Annotated in this window: 20 protein-coding genes; 17 read left to right on the top strand and 3 right to left on the bottom strand. The window is 65.3% G+C overall.

The window, feature by feature from the left end; genetic code table 11:
- Nucleotides 1-3: 3 nt before the first annotated feature.
- From rplS to OCH7691_RS01280, 5 genes are all read left to right on the top strand, one after another.
- Complete coding sequence (rplS, locus tag OCH7691_RS01300) at nt 4-396, top strand: 50S ribosomal protein L19 (protein WP_085881623.1); 393 nt, start codon at nt 4-6, stop codon at nt 394-396.
- 66 nt (nt 397-462) lie between these two features.
- Nucleotides 463-1,869: a 3-isopropylmalate dehydratase large subunit gene (gene leuC, locus OCH7691_RS01295; RefSeq protein WP_085881622.1), complete on the top strand. Its 1,407-nt coding sequence runs from the start codon at nt 463-465 to the stop codon at nt 1,867-1,869.
- A gap of 14 nt (nt 1,870-1,883) precedes the next feature.
- A complete protein-coding gene (gene leuD, locus OCH7691_RS01290) occupies nt 1,884-2,495 on the top strand; it encodes a 3-isopropylmalate dehydratase small subunit (protein WP_085881621.1) in 612 nt (203 codons plus the stop codon).
- Nucleotides 2,496-2,528: 33 nt separating this feature from the next.
- The gene (gene leuB / locus OCH7691_RS01285; protein ID WP_085881620.1) at nt 2,529-3,641 is read left to right on the top strand and encodes a 3-isopropylmalate dehydrogenase; all 1,113 of its coding nucleotides are present in this window, start codon (nt 2,529-2,531) and stop codon (nt 3,639-3,641) included.
- A gap of 56 nt (nt 3,642-3,697) precedes the next feature.
- The gene (locus OCH7691_RS01280) at nt 3,698-4,720 is read left to right on the top strand and encodes an aspartate-semialdehyde dehydrogenase (RefSeq protein ID WP_085881619.1); all 1,023 of its coding nucleotides are present in this window, start codon (nt 3,698-3,700) and stop codon (nt 4,718-4,720) included.
- Between the two features lie 4 nt (nt 4,721-4,724).
- Here OCH7691_RS01280 and pdxY read toward each other — a convergent pair whose 3' ends face one another.
- Nucleotides 4,725-5,576 (bottom strand): pyridoxal kinase, encoded by an 852-nt coding sequence (gene pdxY / locus OCH7691_RS01275; protein ID WP_176244886.1) that lies wholly within the window; start codon nt 5,574-5,576, stop codon nt 4,725-4,727.
- Between the two features lie 113 nt (nt 5,577-5,689).
- Here pdxY and OCH7691_RS01270 point away from each other — a divergent pair, with 113 nt between their 5' ends.
- The 7 genes from OCH7691_RS01270 to OCH7691_RS01240 all read left to right on the top strand — a co-directional run bounded on the left by OCH7691_RS01270 (nt 5,690) and on the right by OCH7691_RS01240 (nt 11,818).
- Nucleotides 5,690-6,574 (top strand): HpcH/HpaI aldolase/citrate lyase family protein, encoded by an 885-nt coding sequence (locus OCH7691_RS01270; RefSeq protein WP_085881617.1) that lies wholly within the window; start codon nt 5,690-5,692, stop codon nt 6,572-6,574.
- A 1-nt stretch (nt 6,575) separates the two neighbouring features.
- Complete coding sequence (locus tag OCH7691_RS01265; protein ID WP_085881616.1) at nt 6,576-7,634, top strand: MaoC family dehydratase; 1,059 nt, start codon at nt 6,576-6,578, stop codon at nt 7,632-7,634.
- A gap of 117 nt (nt 7,635-7,751) precedes the next feature.
- A complete protein-coding gene (gene sdhC / locus OCH7691_RS01260) occupies nt 7,752-8,141 on the top strand; it encodes a succinate dehydrogenase, cytochrome b556 subunit (RefSeq protein WP_085881615.1) in 390 nt (129 codons plus the stop codon).
- Between the two features lie 3 nt (nt 8,142-8,144).
- Nucleotides 8,145-8,525, top strand: a complete 381-nt coding sequence (sdhD, locus tag OCH7691_RS01255) for a succinate dehydrogenase, hydrophobic membrane anchor protein (protein ID WP_085881614.1) — start codon at nt 8,145-8,147, stop codon at nt 8,523-8,525.
- Between the two features lie 5 nt (nt 8,526-8,530).
- Complete coding sequence (sdhA, locus tag OCH7691_RS01250) at nt 8,531-10,321, top strand: succinate dehydrogenase flavoprotein subunit (protein WP_085881613.1); 1,791 nt, start codon at nt 8,531-8,533, stop codon at nt 10,319-10,321.
- Nucleotides 10,322-10,337: 16 nt separating this feature from the next.
- Nucleotides 10,338-11,117 carry a succinate dehydrogenase iron-sulfur subunit gene (locus tag OCH7691_RS01245; protein ID WP_085881612.1) on the top strand — a complete coding sequence of 260 codons (780 nt, stop codon included), beginning with the start codon at nt 10,338-10,340 and terminating at the stop codon, nt 11,115-11,117.
- A 74-nt stretch (nt 11,118-11,191) separates the two neighbouring features.
- Nucleotides 11,192-11,818, top strand: a complete 627-nt coding sequence (locus OCH7691_RS01240) for an FMN-binding negative transcriptional regulator (RefSeq protein ID WP_085881611.1) — start codon at nt 11,192-11,194, stop codon at nt 11,816-11,818.
- A 9-nt stretch (nt 11,819-11,827) separates the two neighbouring features.
- Here the strand turns inward: OCH7691_RS01240 and zapE are convergent, their stop codons facing one another.
- Entirely contained in the window at nt 11,828-12,991 is a 1,164-nt protein-coding gene (gene zapE, locus OCH7691_RS01235) for a cell division protein ZapE (RefSeq protein WP_085881610.1), read from the bottom strand.
- Nucleotides 12,992-13,081: 90 nt separating this feature from the next.
- On the bottom strand, nt 13,082-14,575 hold the full coding sequence (locus tag OCH7691_RS01230) for a CoA-acylating methylmalonate-semialdehyde dehydrogenase (RefSeq protein ID WP_085881609.1): 1,494 nt from the start codon (nt 14,573-14,575) through the stop codon (nt 13,082-13,084).
- 307 nt (nt 14,576-14,882) lie between these two features.
- Here OCH7691_RS01230 and mdh point away from each other — a divergent pair, with 307 nt between their 5' ends.
- From mdh to odhB, 5 genes are all read left to right on the top strand, one after another.
- Nucleotides 14,883-15,848: a malate dehydrogenase gene (gene mdh / locus OCH7691_RS01225; RefSeq protein ID WP_085881608.1), complete on the top strand. Its 966-nt coding sequence runs from the start codon at nt 14,883-14,885 to the stop codon at nt 15,846-15,848.
- Between the two features lie 166 nt (nt 15,849-16,014).
- Nucleotides 16,015-17,190: an ADP-forming succinate--CoA ligase subunit beta gene (sucC, locus tag OCH7691_RS01220; RefSeq protein WP_085881607.1), complete on the top strand. Its 1,176-nt coding sequence runs from the start codon at nt 16,015-16,017 to the stop codon at nt 17,188-17,190.
- Nucleotides 17,190-18,065 carry a succinate--CoA ligase subunit alpha gene (gene sucD / locus OCH7691_RS01215; protein WP_085881606.1) on the top strand — a complete coding sequence of 292 codons (876 nt, stop codon included), beginning with the start codon at nt 17,190-17,192 and terminating at the stop codon, nt 18,063-18,065. The genes sucC and sucD overlap by 1 nt, the downstream gene beginning before the upstream one ends.
- 67 nt (nt 18,066-18,132) lie before the next feature.
- Nucleotides 18,133-21,027, top strand: a complete 2,895-nt coding sequence (locus tag OCH7691_RS01210) for a 2-oxoglutarate dehydrogenase E1 component (protein WP_085881605.1) — start codon at nt 18,133-18,135, stop codon at nt 21,025-21,027.
- Nucleotide 21,028: 1 nt separating this feature from the next.
- Complete coding sequence (gene odhB, locus OCH7691_RS01205; RefSeq protein ID WP_085881604.1) at nt 21,029-22,282, top strand: 2-oxoglutarate dehydrogenase complex dihydrolipoyllysine-residue succinyltransferase; 1,254 nt, start codon at nt 21,029-21,031, stop codon at nt 22,280-22,282.
- Nucleotide 22,283 lies beyond the last annotated feature (1 nt).

The following is a 22,283-nucleotide window of genomic DNA, read 5'->3' as shown; positions in this document are numbered from 1 at the left end:
AGCATGAATGTGATCCAGGAGATCGAGCGCGAGCAGATCGAGAAGCTCGTCGCGGCACGGCCGGTGCCGGTATTCGGGCCGGGCGACACGCTGCGCGTGAACGTCAAGGTCGTCGAGGGCACCCGCGAGCGTGTGCAGGCCTTCGAGGGCGTCTGCATCGCGCGTTCGGGCGGCAGCATCAATGCCTCCTTCACGGTGCGGAAGATTTCCTACGGTGAGGGTGTGGAGCGCGTTTTCCCGCTCTATTCGCCGCGCATCGATTCGATCGAGGTCGTGCGTCGCGGCGTCGTCCGCCGGGCCAAGCTCTACTATCTCCGTGAACTGCGCGGCAAGAAGGCCCGCATCACCGAGAAGCGCGACGACCGCGCGCGGACGAAGGACGCGGCCTCGGCCTGATATCGGCGGCGCGCGAGCGCCGACCGACGACCCGCGCCGGCGTATCTGGAACAGGGGAAGGCGAGCATGGCCAACGGCAAGACGCTCTACGACAAGATCTGGGACAGTCACCTGGTCGATCAGCAGGACGACGGTACCTGCCTGCTCTACATCGACCGTCATCTTGTTCATGAAGTGACGAGTCCGCAGGCCTTCGAAGGACTCCGGACCGCCGGCCGCAAGGTGCGCCGGCCAGAGGCGACGCTCGCGGTGGCCGATCACAACGTGCCGACCACCGACCGTTCCGCCGGCATCAAGGACAGCGAGAGCCGGATCCAGATCGAGACGCTCGAGAAGAATTGCGCGGATTTCGGCGTGCCCTATTACGGCATGGACGATCCCCGCCAGGGCATCGTCCATATCATCGGACCGGAACAGGGTCTGACCCTGCCGGGCATGACGATCGTCTGCGGCGATTCGCACACCTCGACGCACGGCGCGTTCGGTGCGCTTGCCTTCGGAATCGGGACCTCCGAGGTCGAGCATGTGCTCGCCACCCAGACCCTGATCCAGGCCCGCGCGAAGAACATGCGGGTGACGGTGAACGGACGGCTGCCCGCCGGGGTCACGGCGAAGGACATGGTGCTTGCCATCATCGGCCACATCGGCACCGCCGGCGGCACCGGTCATGTCATCGAGTATGCCGGCGAGGCGGTGCAGGCGCTTTCGATGGAAGGCCGCATGACGGTCTGCAACATGTCGATCGAGGCCGGCGCGCGCGCCGGATTGATCGCCGTCGACGAGACCACGATCGAGTACGTGAAGGGCCGCCCCATGGCGCCCAAGGGCGCCGCCTGGGAACAGGCCGCCGACTACTGGCGCAGCCTGGTCAGCGATCCGGACGCCAGGTTCGATCGCGAGGTGGTGCTCGACGCTACCGAGATCGTCCCGCATGTCACCTGGGGCACCAGCCCCGAGGCGGTCGTGCCGATCACTGGCAGCGTGCCGGACCCGGCAAACGAAAGCGACCCGGATCGGGCGCAGTCGATCCGCCGGGCGCTCGACTATATGGGCCTGAAGGCCGGTACGCCGATGCGCGAGCTCAAGATCGACAGGGTTTTCATCGGCTCCTGCACGAACGGCCGGATCGAGGATCTGCGCGCCGCCGCTGCGGTCGCCAAGGGCCGGAAGGTCGTTGACGGGGTGCAGGCGATGATCGTTCCGGGGTCGGGCTTGGTGAAGCATCAGGCGGAGGAAGAGGGTCTCGACCGGATCTTCCTCGAGGCCGGCTTCGAATGGCGCGAGCCCGGCTGCTCGATGTGCCTGGCGATGAACGCCGACCGGCTCGAGCCCGGCGAGCGCTGTGCCTCGACGTCGAATCGCAATTTCGAGGGCCGGCAGGGCCGCGGCGGACGGACCCATCTGGTGAGCCCGGCAATGGCGGTGGCGGCTGCCGTCACCGGCCACCTTGCCGACGTTCGCGAACTGGGCTGACGGGGGAACGCGCGATGGAAAAATTCACCAGGCTGGACGGCATCGCCGCGCCGCTGCCGATGGTCAATATCGACACCGATATGATCATCCCGAAGCAGTTCCTGAAGACGATCAAGCGGACCGGTCTGGGCAAGCATCTCTTCGAGGAGCTGCGCTATACGACCGAAGGCGCGGAGATCGACGATTTCGTGCTCAACAAGCCGGCCTACCGGAACGCCCAGATTCTCGTCGCCGGCGACAATTTCGGCTGCGGTTCGAGCCGCGAGCATGCCCCCTGGGCGCTGCTCGATTTCGGCATCCGCTGCGTCATCGCGACGTCGTTCGCCGACATCTTCTACAACAACTGCTTCAAGAACGGCATTCTGCCGATCCGGTTGCCGAAGGAGCAGGTCGACTTGCTGATGGACGATGCGGAGCGCGGCGCCAATGCGCGCGTAACGGTCGACCTGGAAAGCCAGACGATCAGCGGCCCGGACGGCGGCACGATCCATTTCGAGATCGACCCGTTCCGCAAGCATTGCCTGATGAACGGTCTGGACGACATCGGCCTGTCGCTGCAGCGTTCCGGGCAGATCGACCGCTACGAGGCGGAGCAGCAGGCGGCGCAGCCCTGGCTGTTTCGTTGAGTTCGTAATCGAGTATTGGGGGACGTTGACAACATGGCATCGAACAGGAGCCTCTTGGTTCTGCCGGGTGACGGGATCGGCCCGGAAGTCATGCGCGAGGTTTATCGCGTCGTCGAATGGATGGACCATCGGCGGCATGTGAGCTTCGCGCTGCAAGAGGACCTCGTCGGCGGTTCGGCGATCGACGCCCACGGCGTGCCGCTGGCCGATGCGACGATGGAGAAGGCCCAGGCAGCCGATGCCGTCCTGCTCGGCGCCGTCGGCGGCCCGAAGTGGGACAATCTCGATTTCTCGGTCAAGCCGGAGCGCGGTCTTCTCCGGCTCCGCAAGGAACTCGGCCTGTTCGCCAACCTGCGCCCGGCGATCTGTTTCAGCGCGCTCGTCGAGGCTTCGTCGCTGAAGCCGGAGATCGTCGAGGGACTCGACATCATGATCGTCCGTGAACTCACCGGCGGCGTCTATTTCGGCGAGCCGCGCGGGATCGAGGATCTCGGCAACGGCGAGCGCCGGGGCGTCAACACGCAGGTCTACACGACCTCCGAGATCCACCGTGTCGCGCGCGTTGCCTTCGAGCTGGCGCGCAAGCGGGGCAACCGGGTGACGTCCTGCGAGAAGGCGAACGTCATGGAATCTGGCGTGCTGTGGCGGGAGGAAGTGCAGAAGCTGCACGACGCGGAATATGCCGACGTCGGGCTCGAGCACATGTATGCCGACAATGCCGCCATGCAGCTCGTCCGCGCGCCGAAGCAGTTCGATGTCATCGTCACCGACAACCTGTTCGGCGATATCCTGTCGGACGAGGCGGCGATGCTGACCGGCTCTCTCGGCATGCTGCCGTCCGCCTCGCTCGGTGATGCCGACGCGACCGGGCGTCGCCATGCGCTCTACGAGCCGGTGCACGGATCGGCCCCGGATATCGCGGGCAAGGAACTGGCGAACCCGATCGCGACGCTGCTCTCGTTCGCGATGGCGCTGCGTTATTCCTTCGACCTTGCCGATGACGCCACGATGATCGAGACCGCGGTCCAGCAGGTCCTTGCCGGGGGCCTCAGGACCGCCGATATCATGTCGACCGGCAAGGCCAAGGTGTCGACCTCGACCATGGGCGACGCCATTGTCCGTGAACTGGACAAACAGGCCGCCTGAAGAAGCACCAGAAGGGCGTCGCGCTGGGCGTCGCCCGGCGCATAGGGAAGAAGAAAATGGGCTATCGCGTCGCCGTTGTCGGCGCCACGGGTAACGTGGGCCGAGAGATGCTGAATATTCTTGCCGAGCGCGAATTCCCCACTACCGAGGTGGTGGCACTCGCGTCGAACCGTTCGGTCGGCAAAGACGTCCAGTATGGCGATACCGTGCTCAAAGCGAAGGCGCTGGAGACCTTCGATTTCACCGGTTTCGATTTCGCGCTGTTCTCGGCCGGAAGCGAGGTCTCGAAGGTGTTCGCGCCGAAGGCCGCCGCGCAGGGCTGCCTGGTGATCGACAATGCCTCGTATTTCCGCATGCACGAGGACGTGCCGTTGATCGTGCCGGAATGCAATCCGGACGCGGCGGCCGGCTATACGCGGCGGAACATCATCGCCAACCCGAACTGCTCGACGGCGCAACTCGTCGTTGCCCTGAAGCCGCTGCACGATCATGCGACGATCCGCCGTGTCGTGGTCTCGACCTATCAGTCGACCTCGGGCGCGGGGCATGCGGCGATGGATGAGCTGTTCAACCAGACCAAGGGCGTATTCGTCAACGATCCGCCGACGCCGGAGATCTTCAGCAAGCAGATCGCCTTCAACGTCATTCCCCATATCGACGTCTTCATGGATGACGGCTCGACGAAGGAGGAATGGAAGATGGTGGCCGAGACCAAGAAGATCCTCGACCGCAAGATCAGGCTGACATCGACCTGCGTCCGCGTGCCGACCTTCGTCGGGCATGCCGAAGCGGTGAACATCGAGTTCGAGAACCCGATTTCCGCCGACGAGGCGCGCGAGATCCTGCGCGAGGCGCCGGGCGTCATGGTCTATGACAAGCGAGAGGATGGCGGCTACATCACGCCGGTCGACTGTGTCGGCGAGTTCGCCACCTTCGTCAGCCGGATCCGCGAGGATCCGACGATCGAGAACGGCCTGAATATCTGGGTGGTCTCGGACAACCTGCGCAAGGGCGCGGCACTGAACGCGGTTCAGATCGCCGAGCTGGTTGGCCGCCGCTTCCTGAAGAAGGCGGCCTGACGACTCAGCCGAGCCGGCGAAGGGTCACCGACGCCGGCTCGGCGAGCGCCGCCTGAGCCTCGACTAGTAGCATTTCCGGGCTGTTCGCTGCAACGCTCGCGCCGAGCAGGCGATAGACGCTGCCGACCGCGGCGGCGAGAGCGTCCCCCATCTCCCGTCCGTTTAGCAGATGCCCGAGAAGCAGTGCCGCGAAGACGTCGCCGGTGCCCTTCTGCGGCGCGTCGAGACGCGGTGTCGTGACCAGCCAGGCGCCGTCCCGGTTGATCGCGAGCGTGCCGATCCGCTCCTCGCCGAGTTCCGGCAGCAGCACCGAGGTCGCGACCACAGCGGCCGGTCCCTTCGCCCGGATCGATTCGATCGCACGTAGCGCCGTCGTCAGGCTGTCGATGTGAATCCCGGTCATCCTGCCAAGCTCGAACTGGTTCGGCGTCGCGATATCGGCCCCGGCCATCAGGTGATTCCAGTAGAAGTCGGGCAGTCCGGCCTCGACATAGATCCCGGTGTCGAAGTCGCCGAAGACCGGATCGCAAAGCCATATCGTCGACGGGTTGGCAGCCCGCGCCAGCGCCGCCGCGCGACCGATCGCCTCAGCGTTCGCGACCGTAGCGGCATAACCGGAGATGATCCCGGCGCTGGCCGCGAGCACGCCCTGGGCGGCGATGCTGTCGACCATCCGGTCGATCAGGCCAGCGTCGAAAGCCTGCCCGGCCGGATTGCCGTGGCCCGGATGATGGGACAGCAGCACCGTCGGGATCTGCCAGACCTCGTGCCCGAGGCGCTGCAGCGCGAAGGCGGCGGCCGAGTTCCCGACGTGACCCCAGACGACCTGGGACTGGATGGATAGGACGTTCGCCACGGTTCTCTCCCTTGCTGCGGCGCCCGAGCTTGCCACAGAGGTTAGCCCGGATGTAATCTCCCCAGCGACGGAAAAGATCGTTCCGAAACAACACTATAACTGGAGAGAATCAGATGCGTCAGACTGCGCGCCCGCGCCGTAGCGTACTGTACATGCCGGGATCCAATGCGCGCGCGCAGGAGAAGGCCAAGTCATTGCCGGCCGACGCCCTCATTCTCGATCTGGAGGACGCGGTCGCGCCGGACGCCAAGGCGGAGGCGCGCGGCATCGTCTGTGACAACGTCAGGTCGGGCGGCTATGGCGGCCGTGAGCTGATCATACGCGTCAACGGCCTGGAGACGCCCTGGGGACGGGACGATCTTGTCGCCGCGGCAGGTGCCGGCGCCGATGCGATCCTGTTGCCGAAGGTCGAGAGCGGGCAGCAGGTGCGGGCCGCCGAGGCCCTGATGGATGCCCATGGCGCGGCCGCCACGACCGCCATCTGGTGCATGATGGAAACCCCGCGCGGCATTCTGCAGGCCGCCGAGATCGCCGGCTCGACGCCCCGGCTCGGGTGCCTGGTGATGGGCACCTCCGACCTCACCAAGGATCTGCACGCCCGCCATACCCAGGCCCGGCTGCCGATGCTGACCTCGCTCGGCCTCTGCCTGCTCGCCGCGCGGGCGCATGACCTCGCCATTCTCGACGGCGTGTATCTCGATCTCGCCAACGGCGAGGGTTTCGCCGAGAGCTGCCGCCAGGGCCTCGAACTTGGCTTCGACGGCAAGACGCTGATCCACCCGTCCCAGGTCGCGGGCGCGAACGAGATCTTCGGCCCGACCGCGGCCGAGATCGCGGAATCGAAGGAGATCATTACCGCCTTCGCGGCCGCCGACGCGGCCGGCAAGGCGGTCGTCGTCGTCAACGGCCGGCTGGTCGAGAACCTGCACGTGGAGAACGCCCGCCGCATCGTCGAGATGGCGGCGGCGATCGAGGCCCTGGAATCGGGAGCGGCCTGACGTGAGCGGATCGAAAACGAGCTCCGGCAACTTCTTCGAGGATTTCCGGCTTGGCCAGGAGCTGGTCCATGCCACGCCCCGGACCGTCACGACCGGCGATGCGGCGCTCTATACCGCGCTTTACGGCAGTCGCTTCCCGCTGACCTCGGCCGCGAGTTTTGCTCGCGCCACCGGGTTGCCGGACACGCCGCTCGACGATCTGCTGGTCTTCCATGTCGTGTTCGGCAAGACCGTACCCGACGTCTCGCTGAACGCCGTCGCCAATCTCGGCTACGCGGAATGCCGGTTCCTGAAACCCGTCTACCCGGGCGCGACCCTGTCGACGCGGTCCGAAGTGATCGGCCTGAAGGAGAATTCGAACGGCAAGACCGGTGTCGTCTATGTCCGCTCCATCGGTCGCGACGAGACCGGCGAAGCGGTGCTCGACTATGTCCGCTGGGTGATGGTGAGGAAACGGGACGAGGCGACGCCGGCGCCGGCGCCCGTCGTGCCGACCCTGAAGGCGGCGCTCGACCCGTCCGAACTGGTCATGCCGGCGGGTTTCGAACCGGACGGATACGACACCCTGCTGGCAGGTTCGCCGCATCTGTTCGACGACTACTCCGTGGGCGAGAGGATCGACCATGTCGACGGCATGACGATCGAGGAGGCGGAGCACATGCTCGCCACCCGTCTCTACCAGAACACGTCGCGGGTCCATTTCAATCAGCATGTCGAGGGCAAGGGCCGCTTCGGACGACGGCTGATCTACGGCGGGCACATCATCAGCCTGGCGCGCGCCCTCAGTTTCAACGGGCTCGGCAACGGCTGCTTTGTCGTCGCGATCAATGGCGGCAGCCATACGTCGCCGACCTTCGCGGGCGACACGATCTATGCCTGGTCGGAGATTCTCGACAAGGCCGAGGCCGGACCGAAGGCCGGATATCTCCGAATCCGCACATGCGCCGCCAAGAATCACGCCTGCACCGACTACCCCGACCGGGACGCTGACGGCAAGCGGCGTGCTGAAATAGTGCTTGAACTGGATTACTGGGTTATGATGCCGCGTGTTCAACGATAAGTGCGAATCCTCAGCTCAGTCCCGTTGGGGCCGGCATTGACGCTGACCGTACCCGGATGCATCCTGATCCGACCGAACCAATAGAAGACCTCGTGCCCTTGGCAGAAAGGCGCCGTAATGGCAAACGTCGAGCGACCGCTCTCTCCACATTTGCAGATCTACAGGCCGCAGATCACAAGCGTCCTGTCGATCCTTCACCGCATGACCGGGGTTGTCCTCGGCATCGGCACCCTGTTGCTGGCCTGGTGGTTGATTGCCCTGGCGACGGGCCCTGAAAGCTACGCCACGGCGGCTGGCTTCCTGGGCTCGTGGTTCGGACAACTCGTGCTGCTCGGCTTCACCTGGGCGCTTTTCTATCATCTCTGCAACGGGATCCGGCATCTGGTCTGGGACACCGGGCGCGGCTTCGAGCTCGAGACGGCGGCGAAATCGGGCATGGCGGTCCTGATCTGCTCTGTGGCACTCACGGTGATTGCCTTCGGCCTCGCCTACACGGTCGGGAGCTGAGACATGAGCCTCGTAGCACCCCTGAAGAAGGTCCGTCGCCTCGGTTCGGCGAAAGAGGGCACCCATCACTGGTGGCATCAGCGACTGACCGCGGTGGCGCTGATCCCGCTGGTTCTCGTCTTTGCCGGACTGGTGATCGCGCTGACCGGCGCTGACTATGACGCGGCGCGTTCGATCATGGCGTCGCCGTTCGCGACGATCGTCGCGGCGGTCCTGGTCGCGGTCCTGTTCTACCATCTCCTCCTCGGCCTGCAGGTCGTGATCGAGGATTACGTCCACGGTGAGGCGGCCAAGCTGGTCATGCTGACCCTTGTGAAATTTGCCGTTGTCATTGTCGGCGTCGCCTCGATGTGGGCGGTGCTGAAGCTCGGTTTCGGAGGATAAGAACGATGCCCGCAAGCTATCCGATTCATGAGCACAAGTACGACGTCGTGGTCGTCGGCGCCGGCGGCGCCGGCCTTCGCGCGACCATGGGCATGGCCCAGGCCGGCCTCAAGACGGCCTGCGTGACGAAGGTCTTCCCGACGCGAAGCCACACCGTCGCCGCCCAGGGCGGCATCTCGGCCTCGCTCGGCAACATGGGCGAGGACAACTGGCGCTGGCACATGTACGACACCGTCAAGGGGTCGGACTGGCTCGGCGACCAGGATGCGATCGAGTACATGTGCCGCGAGGCGCCGGCCGCGGTGCTCGAGCTCGAGCATTTCGGCGTCCCCTTCAGCCGCACGCCGGAAGGCAAGATCTACCAGCGCGCCTTCGGCGGCATGACGACCAATTTCGGCGAGGGCCAGGCGCAGCGCACCTGCGCGGCGGCGGACCGCACCGGTCACGCCATGCTGCACACGCTGTACGGCCAGTCGCTGAAGCACGAATCGACCTTCTATATCGAGTATATCGCCCTCGACCTCATCATGGATGACGAGGGGGCCTGCCGCGGCGTGCTCGCCTGGTGCCTCGACGACGGATCGCTCCATCTGTTCCGCAGTCACATGGTCGTGCTCGCCACGGGTGGCTACGGCCGCTGCTTCTTCTCCTGCACCTCGGCGCACACCTGTACCGGCGACGGCGGCGGCATGGTGCTGCGCGCCGGACTGCCACTCCAGGACATGGAATTCACCCAGTTCCATCCGACCGGCATCTACGGCTCGGGCTGCCTGATCACCGAGGGTTCGCGCGGCGAGGGCGGTTATCTCCTGAACAGCGAGGGCGAGCGCTTCATGGAGCGTTACGCGCCGAGCGCCAAGGACCTGGCAAGCCGCGACGTGGTCAGCCGGGCGATGACCCTGGAGATCCGCGAAGGCCGGGGCGTCGGTCCGAAGAAGGACCATATCTACCTGCATCTCGACCATCTGGATCCGGCGATCCTGCATGAGCGGCTGCCCGGCATCTCGGAATCGGCGAAGATCTTCGCCGGCGTCGACGTCACCAAGCAGCCGATCCCGGTGCTGCCGACGGTGCATTACAACATGGGCGGCATCCCGACCAACTATCACGGCGAGGTCATTGCCCCGCGCGACGGCGATACCGACGCCGTCGTTCCGGGCCTGATGGCGGTGGGCGAGGCGGCCTGCGTCTCGGTTCACGGCGCCAACCGGCTCGGTTCCAACTCGCTGATCGACCTCGTGGTCTTCGGCCGGGCCGCGGCCAACCGCGGGGCCGAACTCATGCGCCCCGGCGCGCCGCACAAGGACCTGCCGGCCTCGGCGCTCGATCAGGCGCTCGATCGCTTCGACCGCTTGCGCCACGCTGACGGCGACCTGCCCACGGCCGAGATCCGTGACCACATGCAGCAGACGATGCAGAACAACTGCGCCGTCTTCCGCACCGGCGAGACGCTGGAGGAGGGCAAGGACCTGATCGGCAAGGTCTGGGAGGAGATGCCGTCGATCAAGGTCAGCGATCGCTCGATGGTGTGGAACTCCGACCTCGTCGAATCGCTCGAACTCGACAACATGATCCGCCAGGCGGTGGTGTCGATGCATGCCGCCGAGAACCGGAAGGAAAGCCGCGGCGCGCATGCCCGCGAGGACTTCCCGGACCGCGACGACGAGAACTGGATGAAGCACTCGCTCATCTACATCGACGACGCGGGGAAGGTGAAGATCGAGTACCGGCCGGTGCACGACTACACCATGAGCGACGAGGTCCAATATTTCCCGCCGAAGGCGCGGGTTTACTGAGGCGGAGGCAAAGAAAATGGCTGAATTCACCCTGCCCAGTAATTCCAAGGTTACCGAGGGCAAGAGCTTCAAGGCCGAGGGCGCAAAGAACTCACGGACCTTCCGGGTCTATCGCTGGGACCCGGATTCGGGCGCCAATCCGCGCGTCGACAGCTACGAGATCGATCTCGACGAATGCGGCCCGATGGTTCTCGACGCGCTCATCAAGATCAAGAACGAGGTCGACCCGACCCTGACCTTCCGGCGCTCCTGCCGGGAGGGGATCTGCGGTTCCTGCGCGATGAATATCGACGGGACCAACACGCTCGCCTGCACGAAGGGGATCGACGAGGTCAAGGGCGACGTGAAGATCTATCCGCTGCCGCATCAGCCGGTGGTCAAGGATCTGGTCCCCGACCTCACCAACTTCTACGCGCAATATGCCTCCATCCAGCCGTGGATGCAGACGGAGACCCCGGCGCCGCCGGACCAGGAGCGGCTGCAGAGCCGGGAGGACCGCGCGAAGATCGACGGCCTCTACGAATGCATCCTCTGCGCCTGCTGCTCGACCTCATGCCCGAGTTACTGGTGGAACTCCGATCGGTTCCTCGGGCCCGCCATCCTGCTGCAGGCCTATCGCTGGCTGATCGACAGCCGCGACGAGGCAACCGGCGAACGGCTCGACGCGCTCGAGGATCCGTTCCGGCTCTATCGCTGCCACACGATCATGAATTGCACGAAAACCTGCCCGAAGGGCCTGAACCCGGCGAAGGCCATCGCCGAGATCAAGAAGATGATGGTGGAACGACAGGGCTGATCAAGGCCCGGAATTGCTGCATCAGGAGGCCGCCAGATATCGAGGCGGCCTCTTTTTTTTGACGAGGACGCACGATGTATATCCCGCCGCATTTCGCCGCGGACGGCAGGGCGCTGCTCAGCCGGCTGCTGCCGGCGCACGGCTTCGGCCTTCTGATCACGACCGAGGCCGATGGCACGCCGCTTGCCACCCATCTGCCGCTGCTCTATGACGCCGCGGCCGGCGCCGAGGGCACATTCTACGGCCATGTTGCGCGTGGCAATCCGCACAGCACGGCAATTGCCGCCGGCGCCCGGGCACTCGTCATCATCAGCGGCCCGCATGCCTATGTCTCGCCGCGCTGGTATGCGGCGAAGGAGTCGGTGCCGACCTGGAATTACCTCGCCGTCCATGCCCATGGCCAGCTCGCCCCCGTTGCGGACGCGGACACCGTGCATGCGCAACAGGACCTGCTGGTCGCGACTTACGAGGGCGAGGGGTCGGAGGCCTGGTCGATGGCGCGGAATTCCGATCGCTTCAACGAGGGCATGATGCGCGGCATCACGGCCTTCGCGCTGCCCGTCGAGCGGCTGGAGGGCAAGGCCAAGCTCAGCCAGAACAAGTCGGCCGAGGATCAGGCGCGGGTCGCCGCCGCGCTCGCCGAAAGCGACATCGAGGCGGAACGAGACACCGCCGCCTGGATGCGACGGGATGGAGCATAGGATCCGGCCTCAGCCGCCGTTCTGGCCGCCGTGCGGGGCGATCAGGTAATCCTCCGACTGCATCTCCATCAGCCGCGAGGCGGTGCGGCCGAATTCGAAGCTGCCATCGCCTTCGGGGTAGAGAGCCGCGGGCGGCGCGTCGGCGCTCGCGATCAGGTTGACACGGTTCTCGTAGAGCACGTCGATCAGGGTCACGAAGCGCTTGGCCTCGTTCCGCTTCTCCGGCCCGAGCTTGGGAATGCCGGTGAGAACGATCGAGTGATAGCGTTCGGCGAGCGCCAGATAGTCGGCGGCGCCGAGCGGCCTCGCGCACAATTCCTCGAAGCGGAAGCGCGCGACATGGCGGGCGGTAAGGGGCGTCACGATCGTCCGGCCCTGCACAGTCAGTTCCTCGGAGACGAGCTCGGCGCCCTCGATCAGGCCGTTGAAGACCTCTTCGAGTGACCGGTCGGCCTCCTCGCCAAGCGGCTGGAAATAGACCCGCCCGTGGCTCAGCCGTTCGAGCCGGTAGTCGGTGCCACCGTCGAGGTGAAGGACGTCAAGCTCTTCCTTGATCATGGCGATGAACGGCAGGAACAGCTCCCGGTTCAGGCCACCTTTGTAGAGGTCGTCAGGCGGCCGGTTGGAGGTGAAGACAACCACGACGCCATGGTTGAACAGATACTGGAATAAGCGGCCGAGCAGCATCGCGTCAGCGACGTCCGTTACCTGCATCTCGTCGAAGCAGAGCAGCCAGGCCCCGGCGGCAATCCCCTCGGCCAGCGGTGGCATCGGGTCCGAGGCGCGTTCGTCCCGGGCCTGGCGCCAGCGGTGAATTGTGGCGTGGATCTCCTGCATGAAGGCGTGGAAATGCACACGCCGCTTCTTCTCGACCGGCGCGGTCCGGTAGAACAGGTCCATCAGCATCGACTTGCCGCGCCCGACGCCGCCGAACATGTAGAGGCCCTGCGGCGGCGACGCCCGGTCGTTCGGGTTGCCGCGCCCGCGGAAGAAATCGGTCCAGTGCGGCTTGAAGGTCGGATCGTAGCCGACTAGCCGCTTGTGCAGGGTCTGCAGCTTCTCGACGGCCAGTTCCTGCACCGGGTCGTGGGCCAGCTCGCCGGCCCGCCGGAGCGCCCGGTAGGCGGCCAGAGGTCCCTCGGCGGCGGCCTGTTCTGCGGATGCGTCGTTCATGTTGGTCCTGGCGATCCGGTCCGGCTCACAAAAAAGGGTGGCGCCCTCCGGAGGCGCCACCCTGCATCTGCCTCAACGTCAGCCGGCGGCTTACTTGTGCGTCGGCATGATGAATTCCGCGCCGGCGCGGATGCCCGTGGGCCAGCGCGAGGTGACGGTCTTCAGCTTGGTATAGAAGCGCACGCCGTCCGGGCCATGCTGGTTGTGATCGCCGAAGGCGGAGGCTTTCCAGCCGCCGAAGGAGTGGAAGGCGAGCGGAACCGGGATCGGCACGTTGACGCCGACCATCCCGACCTCGACATTGTCGGCGAAGGCTCGGGCCGCATCGCCGTCACGGGTGAAGATCGCGACGCCGTTGCCGAACTCGTGGTCGGTCGCCATGGCGAGCGCCTCGTCGAAGCTGTTCGAGCGAACGACCGAGAGCACCGGCCCGAAGATCTCTTCCTTGTAGATCCGCATGTCCGTCTTGACCTCGTCGAACAGGCTGCCGCCGAGGAAGAAGCCGTTCTCGTAGCCCTGCAGGCGGAGATCGCGACCATCGACTGCGAGCTTCGCGCCTTCCTTGACGCCGAGATCGATATAGCCGCGGACCTTCTCCATATGCTCGCGGGTGACCAGCGGGCCCATGTCGGAATCGGCGGACAGCGACGGGCCGACCTTGAGGCTCTCGATGCGCGGCTTGAGGCGTTCAACCAGCTCGTCACCGACGCCGCCGACGGCGACCGCGACGGATACCGCCATGCAGCGTTCGCCGGCCGAGCCGTAGCCGGCGCCCATCAGCGCGTCGACGGCCTTGTCGAGATCGGCGTCCGGCATCACGATCATGTGGTTCTTGGCGCCGCCCATGGCCTGGACGCGCTTGCCGTTGGCAGCCGCGGTCGCATAGACATAGCGCGCGATCGGCGTGGAGCCGACGAAGCTGACCGCCTTGACGAGCGGGTCGGAGAGCAGGACGTCGACTGCTTCCTTGTCGCCGTTGACGACGTTGAGCACACCGGCCGGCGCGCCCGCCTCGAGCATCAGCTCGGCCATGCGGATGGCAAGCGACGGATCCTTCTCCGACGGCTTCAGGACGAAGGTGTTGCCGCAGGCGATCGAGACCGCGAACATCCACATCGGCACCATGGCCGGGAAGTTGAACGGGGTGATGCCGGCACAGACGCCGAGCGGCTTGCGCATCGAATACATGTCGATGCCGGCGGAGACATTGTCCGAGAACTCGCCCTTCAGGAGATGCGGGATGCCGCAGGCGAACTCGACGACCTCGAGGCCGCGGATCACCGAGCCGCGCGCGTCGGAGAGCACCTTGCCATGTTCGTTCGCGACCATCGTCGCGAGTTCTTCGATATTCGCTTCGCAAAGCGCCTTGAACTTGAACATCACGCGGGCCCGCGTGATCGCCGGCGTCGCTGCCCAACCGCGGAAGGCGGCCTCGGAATCGGCGATCGCAGCAGCCGTCTCGGCGGCGCTCGCGAGGGCGACCTTGGACGACTGCTCGCCGGTCGAAGGGTTGTAAACCGGACCGAAGCGGCCGGACTTGCCGGTCACCTTCTTGCCGCCGATGAAGTGGTGGATTTCGTTCATTCTGGCCTACTCCTTCAGGTTTCCTCCCGCGCAGGTGGCGCGGCCCGTCTCGCCGGGCTTCAGGTGTCGCCATCGTCGCCCGTTGCTGCGGTACTTAGCGCGCCGAAGCCGGCGAGTGCAAGCATCCGCACCGAACGCTAGCGAATTCTTTGACCAATCGGTCAGATTTTCGCGAAATCGCTAAACTCTTTGTGCGTCGCGGTGCGCCGCCTTGCCCGACGCGGGGAAAAGGGCTACATCCCCCTCGACCCCGTGCTGCGGTACGAGCCGCCGCGCAGGCCCGACATTCACTTTGCGGAGAAGAATAATGGCGCGCAAGAAAATCGCCTTGATCGGCGGCGGAAACATCGGCGGCACGTTGGCTCATCTGGCCGCTCTGAAAGAACTGGGCGACATCGTGCTGTTCGACATCGTCGAAGGCCTCCCGCAAGGCAAGTCGCTCGACATCGCGCAGTCGGGCCCGGTCGACGATTTCGACGCGCGGATGACCGGCGCCAACGACTATTCGGCGATCGCCGGCGCGGATGTCTGCATCGTCACCGCCGGTGTCGCCCGCAAGCCGGGCATGAGCCGCGACGATCTGCTCGGCATCAACATCAAGGTCATGCAGTCGGTTGGCGCGGGCATCAAGGAACATGCCCCGGACGCCTTCGTCATCTGCATCACCAATCCGCTCGACGCCATGGTCTGGGTGCTGCGCGAGATCTGCGGCCTGCCGCACAACAAGGTCGTCGGCATGGCCGGGGTTCTCGACTCCGCCCGCTTCCGCCACTTCCTGGCCGACGAGTTTGACGTCTCGGTCGAGGATGTGACGGCCTTCGTGCTGGGCGGCCACGGCGACACGATGGTGCCGCTGACGCGCTATTCGACGGTTGCCGGCATCCCGGTTCCCGATCTCGTGAAGATGGGCTGGACCACCCAGGAGAATATCGACGCCATCGTCCAGCGGACCCGCGACGGCGGCGCCGAGATCGTCGGCCTGCTGAAGACCGGTTCCGCCTTCTATGCGCCGGCGGCGTCGGCGATCCAGATGGCCGAGGCCTATCTCAAGGACAAGAAGCGGGTGCTGCCCTGCGCCGCCCATCTGGATGGCCAGTACGGTCTCGAGAATATTTATGTCGGCGTGCCGACGGTCATCGGTGCCGGCGGCATCGAGCGCGTCGTCGAAATCGACATGACCGCGGACGAGCGCGCGATGTTCGACAAGTCGGTCGGCGCGGTGCGCGGACTGATCGCCGCCTGCAAGGAGATCGATCCCTCGCTTGGCAAGTGATCGCGGCGCGGCACGCGGCTAGGCGGTTGCGTGCCGTTTCCCTGATGCTATAAGTCGGAGGCGGCACGCCAGGTGCCGCCGACATTCGGAGCGGCGTCGCACGGGACGCTCGGTTCGGGAGCCGGCAGCATCGACGCCACGTCCTCCCTGCAACGACCGGACACAGATGAATATTCACGAACATCAGGCGAAAGCCCTGCTAGCAAAATACGGCGTACCCGTACCCAAGGGCGGCGTTGCCTATTCACTCGAGGAAGCACGCAAGGTCGTCGACGGCCTCGCCGGACCGGTCTGGGTCGTCAAGGCGCAGATCCATGCCGGCGGGCGCGGCAAGGGCGGCGGCGTCAAGGTCACCAAGTCGGCGGACGACGCGATGGCGGCGGCCAAGGCCATTCTCGGCATGAACCTGGTAACCCACCAGACCGGCCCGCAGGGTCGCAAGGTGAACCGGATCTATGTGGAGGAAGGCTCCGACATCGCCCGCGAGCTTTATCTCGGCGCGGTCGTCGACCGCGATTTCGGCGGCGTGACCATCATGGCCTCCACCGAAGGCGGGATGGAGATCGAGGAAGTCGCGGCGAAGACGCCGGAGAAGATCATCAAGGTGCGGATCGACCCGGCGATCGGCATTCAGCCGTTCCACGCCCGTCGCATCGCCTTCGGCCTCGGCCTCGGCCTCGAGGGCAAGCAGGTCGGTGCCGCGGTGAAGTTCATCCTGGCGCTCTACAGGGCCTTCACCGATACCGACGCGAGCCTGGTGGAAATCAACCCGCTGGTCGTCACCGGCGCCGGCGAGGTCATCGCGCTCGATGCCAAGATGAATTTCGACGACAACGCGCTGTACCGGCACAAGGATCTGCAGGAACTGCGCGATCCCGACGAAGAGGATCCGGCAGAGCGCCGGGCGGCCGAGTTCGATCTCAACTACATCAAGCTCGACGGCAATATCGGCTGCATGGTCAACGGCGCCGGTCTCGCCATGGCGACGATGGACATCATCAAGCTGAACGGCGGCGCGCCGGCCAACTTCCTCGATGTCGGCGGCGGGGCGACCAAGGAGAAGGTGACGGAAGCCTTCAAGATCATTCTCTCGGATCCCAACGTCGAGGGCATCCTGGTGAATATCTTCGGCGGCATCATGCGCTGCGACGTGATTGCCGAAGGCGTCGTCGCCGCGGCCCGCGAAGTGAAGCTCTCGGTGCCGCTCGTCGTTCGCCTCGAAGGCACCAACGTGGCGCTCGGCAAGAAGATCATGGCCGAATCGGGCCTTCCAATCCTGTCCGCGGACGATCTTGGCAGCGCCGCGGAAAAAGTCGTCAAAGCCGTCAAGGAGGCCGCCTGATGGCCGTTCTCGTCAACGCCCAGACCAAAGTGATTTGTCAGGGCTTCACCGGCGCCCAGGGCACCTTTCATTCCGAACAGGCGATCGCCTACGGGACCCGCATGGTCGGCGGCGTGACGCCGGGCAAGGGCGGAACCACCCATCTCGATCTGCCGGTCTTCGATACGGTCGCGGAGGCGGTCGAGAAGACCGGCGCGACGGCGAGCGTGATCTACGTCCCGCCGCCATTCGCGGCCGACGCGATCCTCGAGGCCGAGGATGCGGGGATCGAGCTCGCGGTCTGCATCACCGAAGGCATTCCGGTGCTCGACATGATGCGGGTCAAGCGCAAGCTCAGCGGTTCCAGCACCCGGCTGATCGGTCCGAACTGCCCGGGCGTGATCACCCCCGACGAATGCAAGATCGGCATCATGCCGGGCCATATCCATCGCCGCGGCACGGTCGGCATCGTCTCGCGGTCGGGCACCCTGACCTACGAGGCGGTCGCCCAGACGACGGCGGCCGGGCTCGGTCAGACGACCTGCATCGGGATCGGCGGCGATCCGCTGAACGGCACCAATTTCATCGACTGCCTGGAACTGTTCCTGGGCGACGATGAAACCGAATCGATCATCATGATCGGTGAAATCGGCGGCAGCGCGGAAGAAGAGGCGGCCGAGTTCATCAAGCAGTCGAAGATCAAGAAACCCGTCGTCGGCTTCATCGCCGGCGTCACCGCCCCTCCAGGGCGTCGCATGGGCCATGCCGGGGCGATCATCTCCGGTGGCAAGGGCGGTGCCGAAGACAAGATGGAGGCAATGCGCAGTGCGGGAATCGAGGTTGCCGATTCCCCGTCCGCGCTTGGTTCGACGCTGGTAAGGGTTTTGCAACGTTGATCGCCCCGTAATGCCATAGCATGGGGCATTCAAGAGGCGGGCGGCGTAGAGCCGCCGCGACACCGGCATGACCAGGGAATCCAACGTGACCTCGTTTCTGTATGGTGCCAACAGCGGCTTCATCGAAGAACTGCACGGCCGTTTTCTGAAGGATCCGGCCTCGGTCGATCCGAGTTGGCGGCAGTTCTTCCAGCAACTCGGCGACGAGGCGATCACCGTTGAACGCGAATTGCGGGGTGCCCCCTGGGCGCCCCGTAACGGTGTCGGGCTGGACGACGAGCAGGGCATTCTCGGCGAGGCGGCGATGAAGGCCGCCATCCGCGCCGAGAAGAAGGGGGTTCCGGTCCAGAATGCCCGGGCCGCGGCGATCGACACGCTGCGGGCGCTGATGCTGATCCGCTCCTACCGGGTGCGCGGCCATCTGATGGCCAATCTCGACCCGCTCGGGATCGAGGTCGGCGTCGATCATCCCGAACTCGACCCCAAGACCTACGGCTTCGAGGAAGCCGATATGGATCGCGAGATCTATATCGACTATGTCCTCGGCCTCGAAACCGCGACCATGCGCCAGATCGTCGAGATCGTCCGGCAAACTTATGCCGGCAATATCGGCGTCGAGTTCATGCATATCCAGCATCCGGAACAGAAGGCCTGGATCCAGGAACGCATCGAGGGTGCCGACAAGGAGGTCAAGTTCACGCCGGAAGGCAAGGTCGCGATCCTCCGCAAGATCATCGAGTCCGAAGGCCTCGAGCATTTCATGGGCGTCAAGTACACCGGCGCCAAGCGCTTCGGCCTCGACGGCGGCGAAGCGCTGATCCCGGCGCTCGAGGGGATCATCAAGCGGGCCGGCCAGCTCGGCGTCAGCGAGATCGTGCTCGGCATGCCGCACCGCGGCCGGCTCAACGTGCTGACCAACGTCATGGCGAAGCCGTTCCGTGCGGTCTTCTCGGAATTCCAGGGCAATCCCGCGCATCCGGAGGATGTCGAGGGTTCGGGCGACGTGAAGTATCACCTCGGCGCCTCCTCGGACCGCAGCTTCGACGGCAACAATGTCCATCTCTCGCTGACCGCCAACCCGTCCCACCTGGAAGCGGTCAACCCGGTCGTGATCGGCAAGGTCCGCGCCAAGCAGGCGCTGATCGGCCAGCATGTCGGGCATATGGTGGTGCCGCTGCTGATCCATGGCGACGCGGCGTTCGCCGGTCAGGGCATGGTCGCGGAATGCTTCGGGCTGTCCCAGCTCAAGGGCTACCGGACCTCGGGCACGATCCATTTCATCGTCAACAACCAGATCGGCTTCACGACGGCGCCGAAATACTCGCGCTCCTCGCCGTATCCGTCGGACGTTGCGAAGATGGTCCAGGCGCCGATCCTGCACGTCAACGGCGACGATCCGGAAGCGGTCTGCCATGTCGCCAAGATCGCCGTCGAGTTCCGCCAGGAATTCCAGTCGGACGTCGTGATCGACATGTTCTGCTATCGCCGGCACGGTCACAACGAAGGTGACGAGCCGATGTTCACGCAGCCGCTGATGTACCGGAGGATCGCCGAACATCCGACGACCTGCGAGATCTACGCGAAGAAGCTGATCGACGAAGGTGTCATCCAGCCGGACGATCCCGAGCGCTGGACGGCCGAGTTCCAGACCTTCCTCGAAGAGCAGTTCGAGGCCGGCAACAGCTACAAGCCGAACAAAGCGGACTGGTTCGACGGCCGCTGGTCGGACTTCGAGCGTGCGGAAACCGGGCCGCGCCGGGGCAAGACGGCGGTCTCTGTCGACACGTTGCGAGAGCTTGGCCAGGCACTCTGCAAGGTGCCGGAGAATTTCAACCTGCACCGGACACTCAGCCGCATTCTCCGCAACAAGCTGAAGACCATCGAGGCCGGCGAGGGGATCGACTGGGCGACCGGCGAGGCACTCGCCTTCGCGACCATCCTGAAGGAAGGCTACCCGGTACGTCTGTCGGGCCAAGATTCCGGGCGCGGGACCTTCTCGCAGCGGCACGCGGTACTGGTCGACCAGGAGACCGAGGATCGCTTCATCCCGCTCAGTAATCTCGGCGGTGAGCAGGCCAATTTCGAGGTCATCGATTCGATGCTCTCCGAGGCCGCGGTGCTCGGGTTCGAATATGGTTACAGCCTCGCCGATCCGAAGGCGCTCGTGATCTGGGAGGCGCAGTTCGGCGATTTCGCGAACGGCGCCCAGGTCATCATCGACCAGTTCCTGGCGAGCGGTGAGGCCAAGTGGCTTCGCATGTCGGGTCTCGTGATGCTGCTCCCGCACGGCTACGAGGGCAACGGACCGGAACATTCGTCGGCCCGGCTCGAGCGCTTCCTGCAGCTCTGCGCCGAGGACAACATGCAGGTCTGCAACATCACCACGCCGGCGAACTATTTCCATGCGCTGCGCCGACAGATCCACCGCCGCTTCCGCAAGCCGCTGGTCGTGATGGCGCCGAAGTCGCTGCTTCGCCACAAGATGTGTGTCTCGACGCTGGAGGAGATGGGCCCCGGTTCGTCCTTCCATCGGGTGCTCTTCGACAACGACCGCCCGACCAGCCTGAAGGGCGTGAAGAAGCTCGTGCTCTGCTCCGGAAAGGTCTACTACGACCTGCGCGAGGCGCGCGATGCCAAGGGTCTCGACGACGTCTATTTCCTCCGCCTGGAGCAGCTCTACCCGTTCCCGCACGAGGCGCTCGCGCAGGAGCTAGAGGAACTGAAGCACGTCAAGGATGTCGTCTGGTGCCAGGAGGAGCCGAAGAACATGGGCGCCTGGTTCTTCGTCGAACCGGAACTCGAGCAGGTCTTCGCCAATGTCGGCATGAAGCATGTCAAGCGCGCTCGCTATGCCGGACGGGCCGCTTCCGCCTCGACCGCGACCGGCCTCCTGAAACAGCACAATGCGGAACAGAACGCACTGATTAGCGAAGCCCTCGAGGGGCCGAAGGGGAAGAACTGACATGACCGTCGAAATCCGTGTCCCGACGCTCGGCGAATCGGTGACCGAGGCGACAATCGGACAATGGTTTAAGAAGGTCGGCGAGGCCGTCGCCCGTGACGAGCCGCTGGTCGAGCTGGAGACCGACAAGGTCACTGTCGAGGTGAATGCGGCCGAGGCAGGCACGCTGACCGAGATCGTCGCCGCGGAGGGCGAGACGGTCGAGGTCGGCGCGCTGATCGGCTCGATCGACAAGAGCGGCAAGGCCGCCCCGGCCGCCGCCCGGACCGCAAAGGCGAAGGAATCCTCACCGGCGGCGAAGGCGGCGAGCCAGGATGCGCCGAAGGCCGCGAGCGAGGCACCGACGGCACCGGCCGACGGCGCCGCCGTGATGCCCGCGGCAGCGAAGCTGATCGCCGAGAAGGGGCTGGACGCCGCGGCGATCGAAGGAACGGGCAAGGACGGCCGGGTCACCAAGGGCGATGTCATCGCCCATATGGAGAAGCCGGCCCCGTCCGCCGCTCCGGCGCCGGCGGCGAAGGCCCCGGCCAAGCCGGCCGGCCCGCGCCCCGATGCCGATCGGGAGGAGCGCGTGCGGATGAGCCGGCTCCGTCAGCGGATCGCCGAGCGGCTGAAGGAAGCCCAGAACACCGCTGCCATGCTGACCACCTTCAACGAGGTCGACATGACCTCGATGATGGAGGTGCGCAACGAATACCGCGAGAGCTTCGAGAAGAAGCACGGTGTTCGTCTCGGCTTCATGTCGTTCTTCGTCAAGGCCTCGATCGCGGCGCTGAAGGAGCTGCCGGCGGTCAATGCGGAGATCGAGGGCGACGAGATCGTCTACAAGAACTACTACAATATCGGCGTCGCCGTCGGCACCCCGTCGGGCCTGGTGGTGCCGGTGCTCCGCGATGCCGACAAGCTCGGCTTCGCCGAGATCGAGCAGACCATCGGCGCCCTCGGCAAGAAGGCCCGTGACGGGAAGCTCGGCCTTGACGACCTGCAGGGCGGGACCTTCACGATCTCCAACGGCGGGGTTTACGGCTCGCTGCTCTCGACGCCGATTCTCAATCCGCCGCAATCGGCCATTCTCGGCATGCACAAGGTGCAGCAGAGGCCGATGGTCGTCGACGGCCAGGTGGTCGTGCGCCCGATGATGTATCTGGCGCTCTCCTACGACCATCGCATCGTGGATGGCCGGGAAGCGGTGACCACGCTTGTCCGCATCAAGGAAAATCTCGAGGATCCGCGGCGCCTGCTGCTCGATCTCTAGA

Source organism: Oceanibacterium hippocampi (assembly GCF_900172325.1).
In the GTDB taxonomy this organism is placed as follows: domain Bacteria; phylum Pseudomonadota; class Alphaproteobacteria; order Sneathiellales; family Sneathiellaceae; genus Oceanibacterium; species Oceanibacterium hippocampi.
The sequence above is the reverse complement of the archived record's forward strand: the minus strand, read 5'-3'. Positions and strand labels throughout refer to the sequence as shown.

Bases quoted from the DNA above. Each gene is read 5' to 3' on its own strand.
- rplS (WP_085881623.1), top strand. From the start codon at position 4: ATGAATGTGATCCAGGAGATCGAGCGCGAGCAGATCGAGAAGCTCGTC.
- leuC (WP_085881622.1), top strand. From the start codon at position 463: ATGGCCAACGGCAAGACGCTCTACGACAAGATCTGGGACAGTCACCTG.
- leuD (WP_085881621.1), top strand. From the start codon at position 1,884: ATGGAAAAATTCACCAGGCTGGACGGCATCGCCGCGCCGCTGCCGATG.
- leuB (WP_085881620.1), top strand. From the start codon at position 2,529: ATGGCATCGAACAGGAGCCTCTTGGTTCTGCCGGGTGACGGGATCGGC.
- OCH7691_RS01280 (WP_085881619.1), top strand. From the start codon at position 3,698: ATGGGCTATCGCGTCGCCGTTGTCGGCGCCACGGGTAACGTGGGCCGA.
- OCH7691_RS01270 (WP_085881617.1), top strand. From the start codon at position 5,690: ATGCGTCAGACTGCGCGCCCGCGCCGTAGCGTACTGTACATGCCGGGA.
- sdhC (WP_085881615.1), top strand. From the start codon at position 7,752: ATGGCAAACGTCGAGCGACCGCTCTCTCCACATTTGCAGATCTACAGG.
- sdhD (WP_085881614.1), top strand. From the start codon at position 8,145: ATGAGCCTCGTAGCACCCCTGAAGAAGGTCCGTCGCCTCGGTTCGGCG.
- sdhA (WP_085881613.1), top strand. From the start codon at position 8,531: ATGCCCGCAAGCTATCCGATTCATGAGCACAAGTACGACGTCGTGGTC.
- OCH7691_RS01245 (WP_085881612.1), top strand. From the start codon at position 10,338: ATGGCTGAATTCACCCTGCCCAGTAATTCCAAGGTTACCGAGGGCAAG.
- OCH7691_RS01240 (WP_085881611.1), top strand. From the start codon at position 11,192: ATGTATATCCCGCCGCATTTCGCCGCGGACGGCAGGGCGCTGCTCAGC.
- zapE (WP_085881610.1), bottom strand. From the start codon at position 12,991: ATGAACGACGCATCCGCAGAACAGGCCGCCGCCGAGGGACCTCTGGCC.
- OCH7691_RS01230 (WP_085881609.1), bottom strand. From the start codon at position 14,575: ATGAACGAAATCCACCACTTCATCGGCGGCAAGAAGGTGACCGGCAAG.
- mdh (WP_085881608.1), top strand. From the start codon at position 14,883: ATGGCGCGCAAGAAAATCGCCTTGATCGGCGGCGGAAACATCGGCGGC.
- sucC (WP_085881607.1), top strand. From the start codon at position 16,015: ATGAATATTCACGAACATCAGGCGAAAGCCCTGCTAGCAAAATACGGC.
- sucD (WP_085881606.1), top strand. From the start codon at position 17,190: ATGGCCGTTCTCGTCAACGCCCAGACCAAAGTGATTTGTCAGGGCTTC.
- OCH7691_RS01210 (WP_085881605.1), top strand. From the start codon at position 18,133: ATGACCAGGGAATCCAACGTGACCTCGTTTCTGTATGGTGCCAACAGC.
- odhB (WP_085881604.1), top strand. From the start codon at position 21,029: ATGACCGTCGAAATCCGTGTCCCGACGCTCGGCGAATCGGTGACCGAG.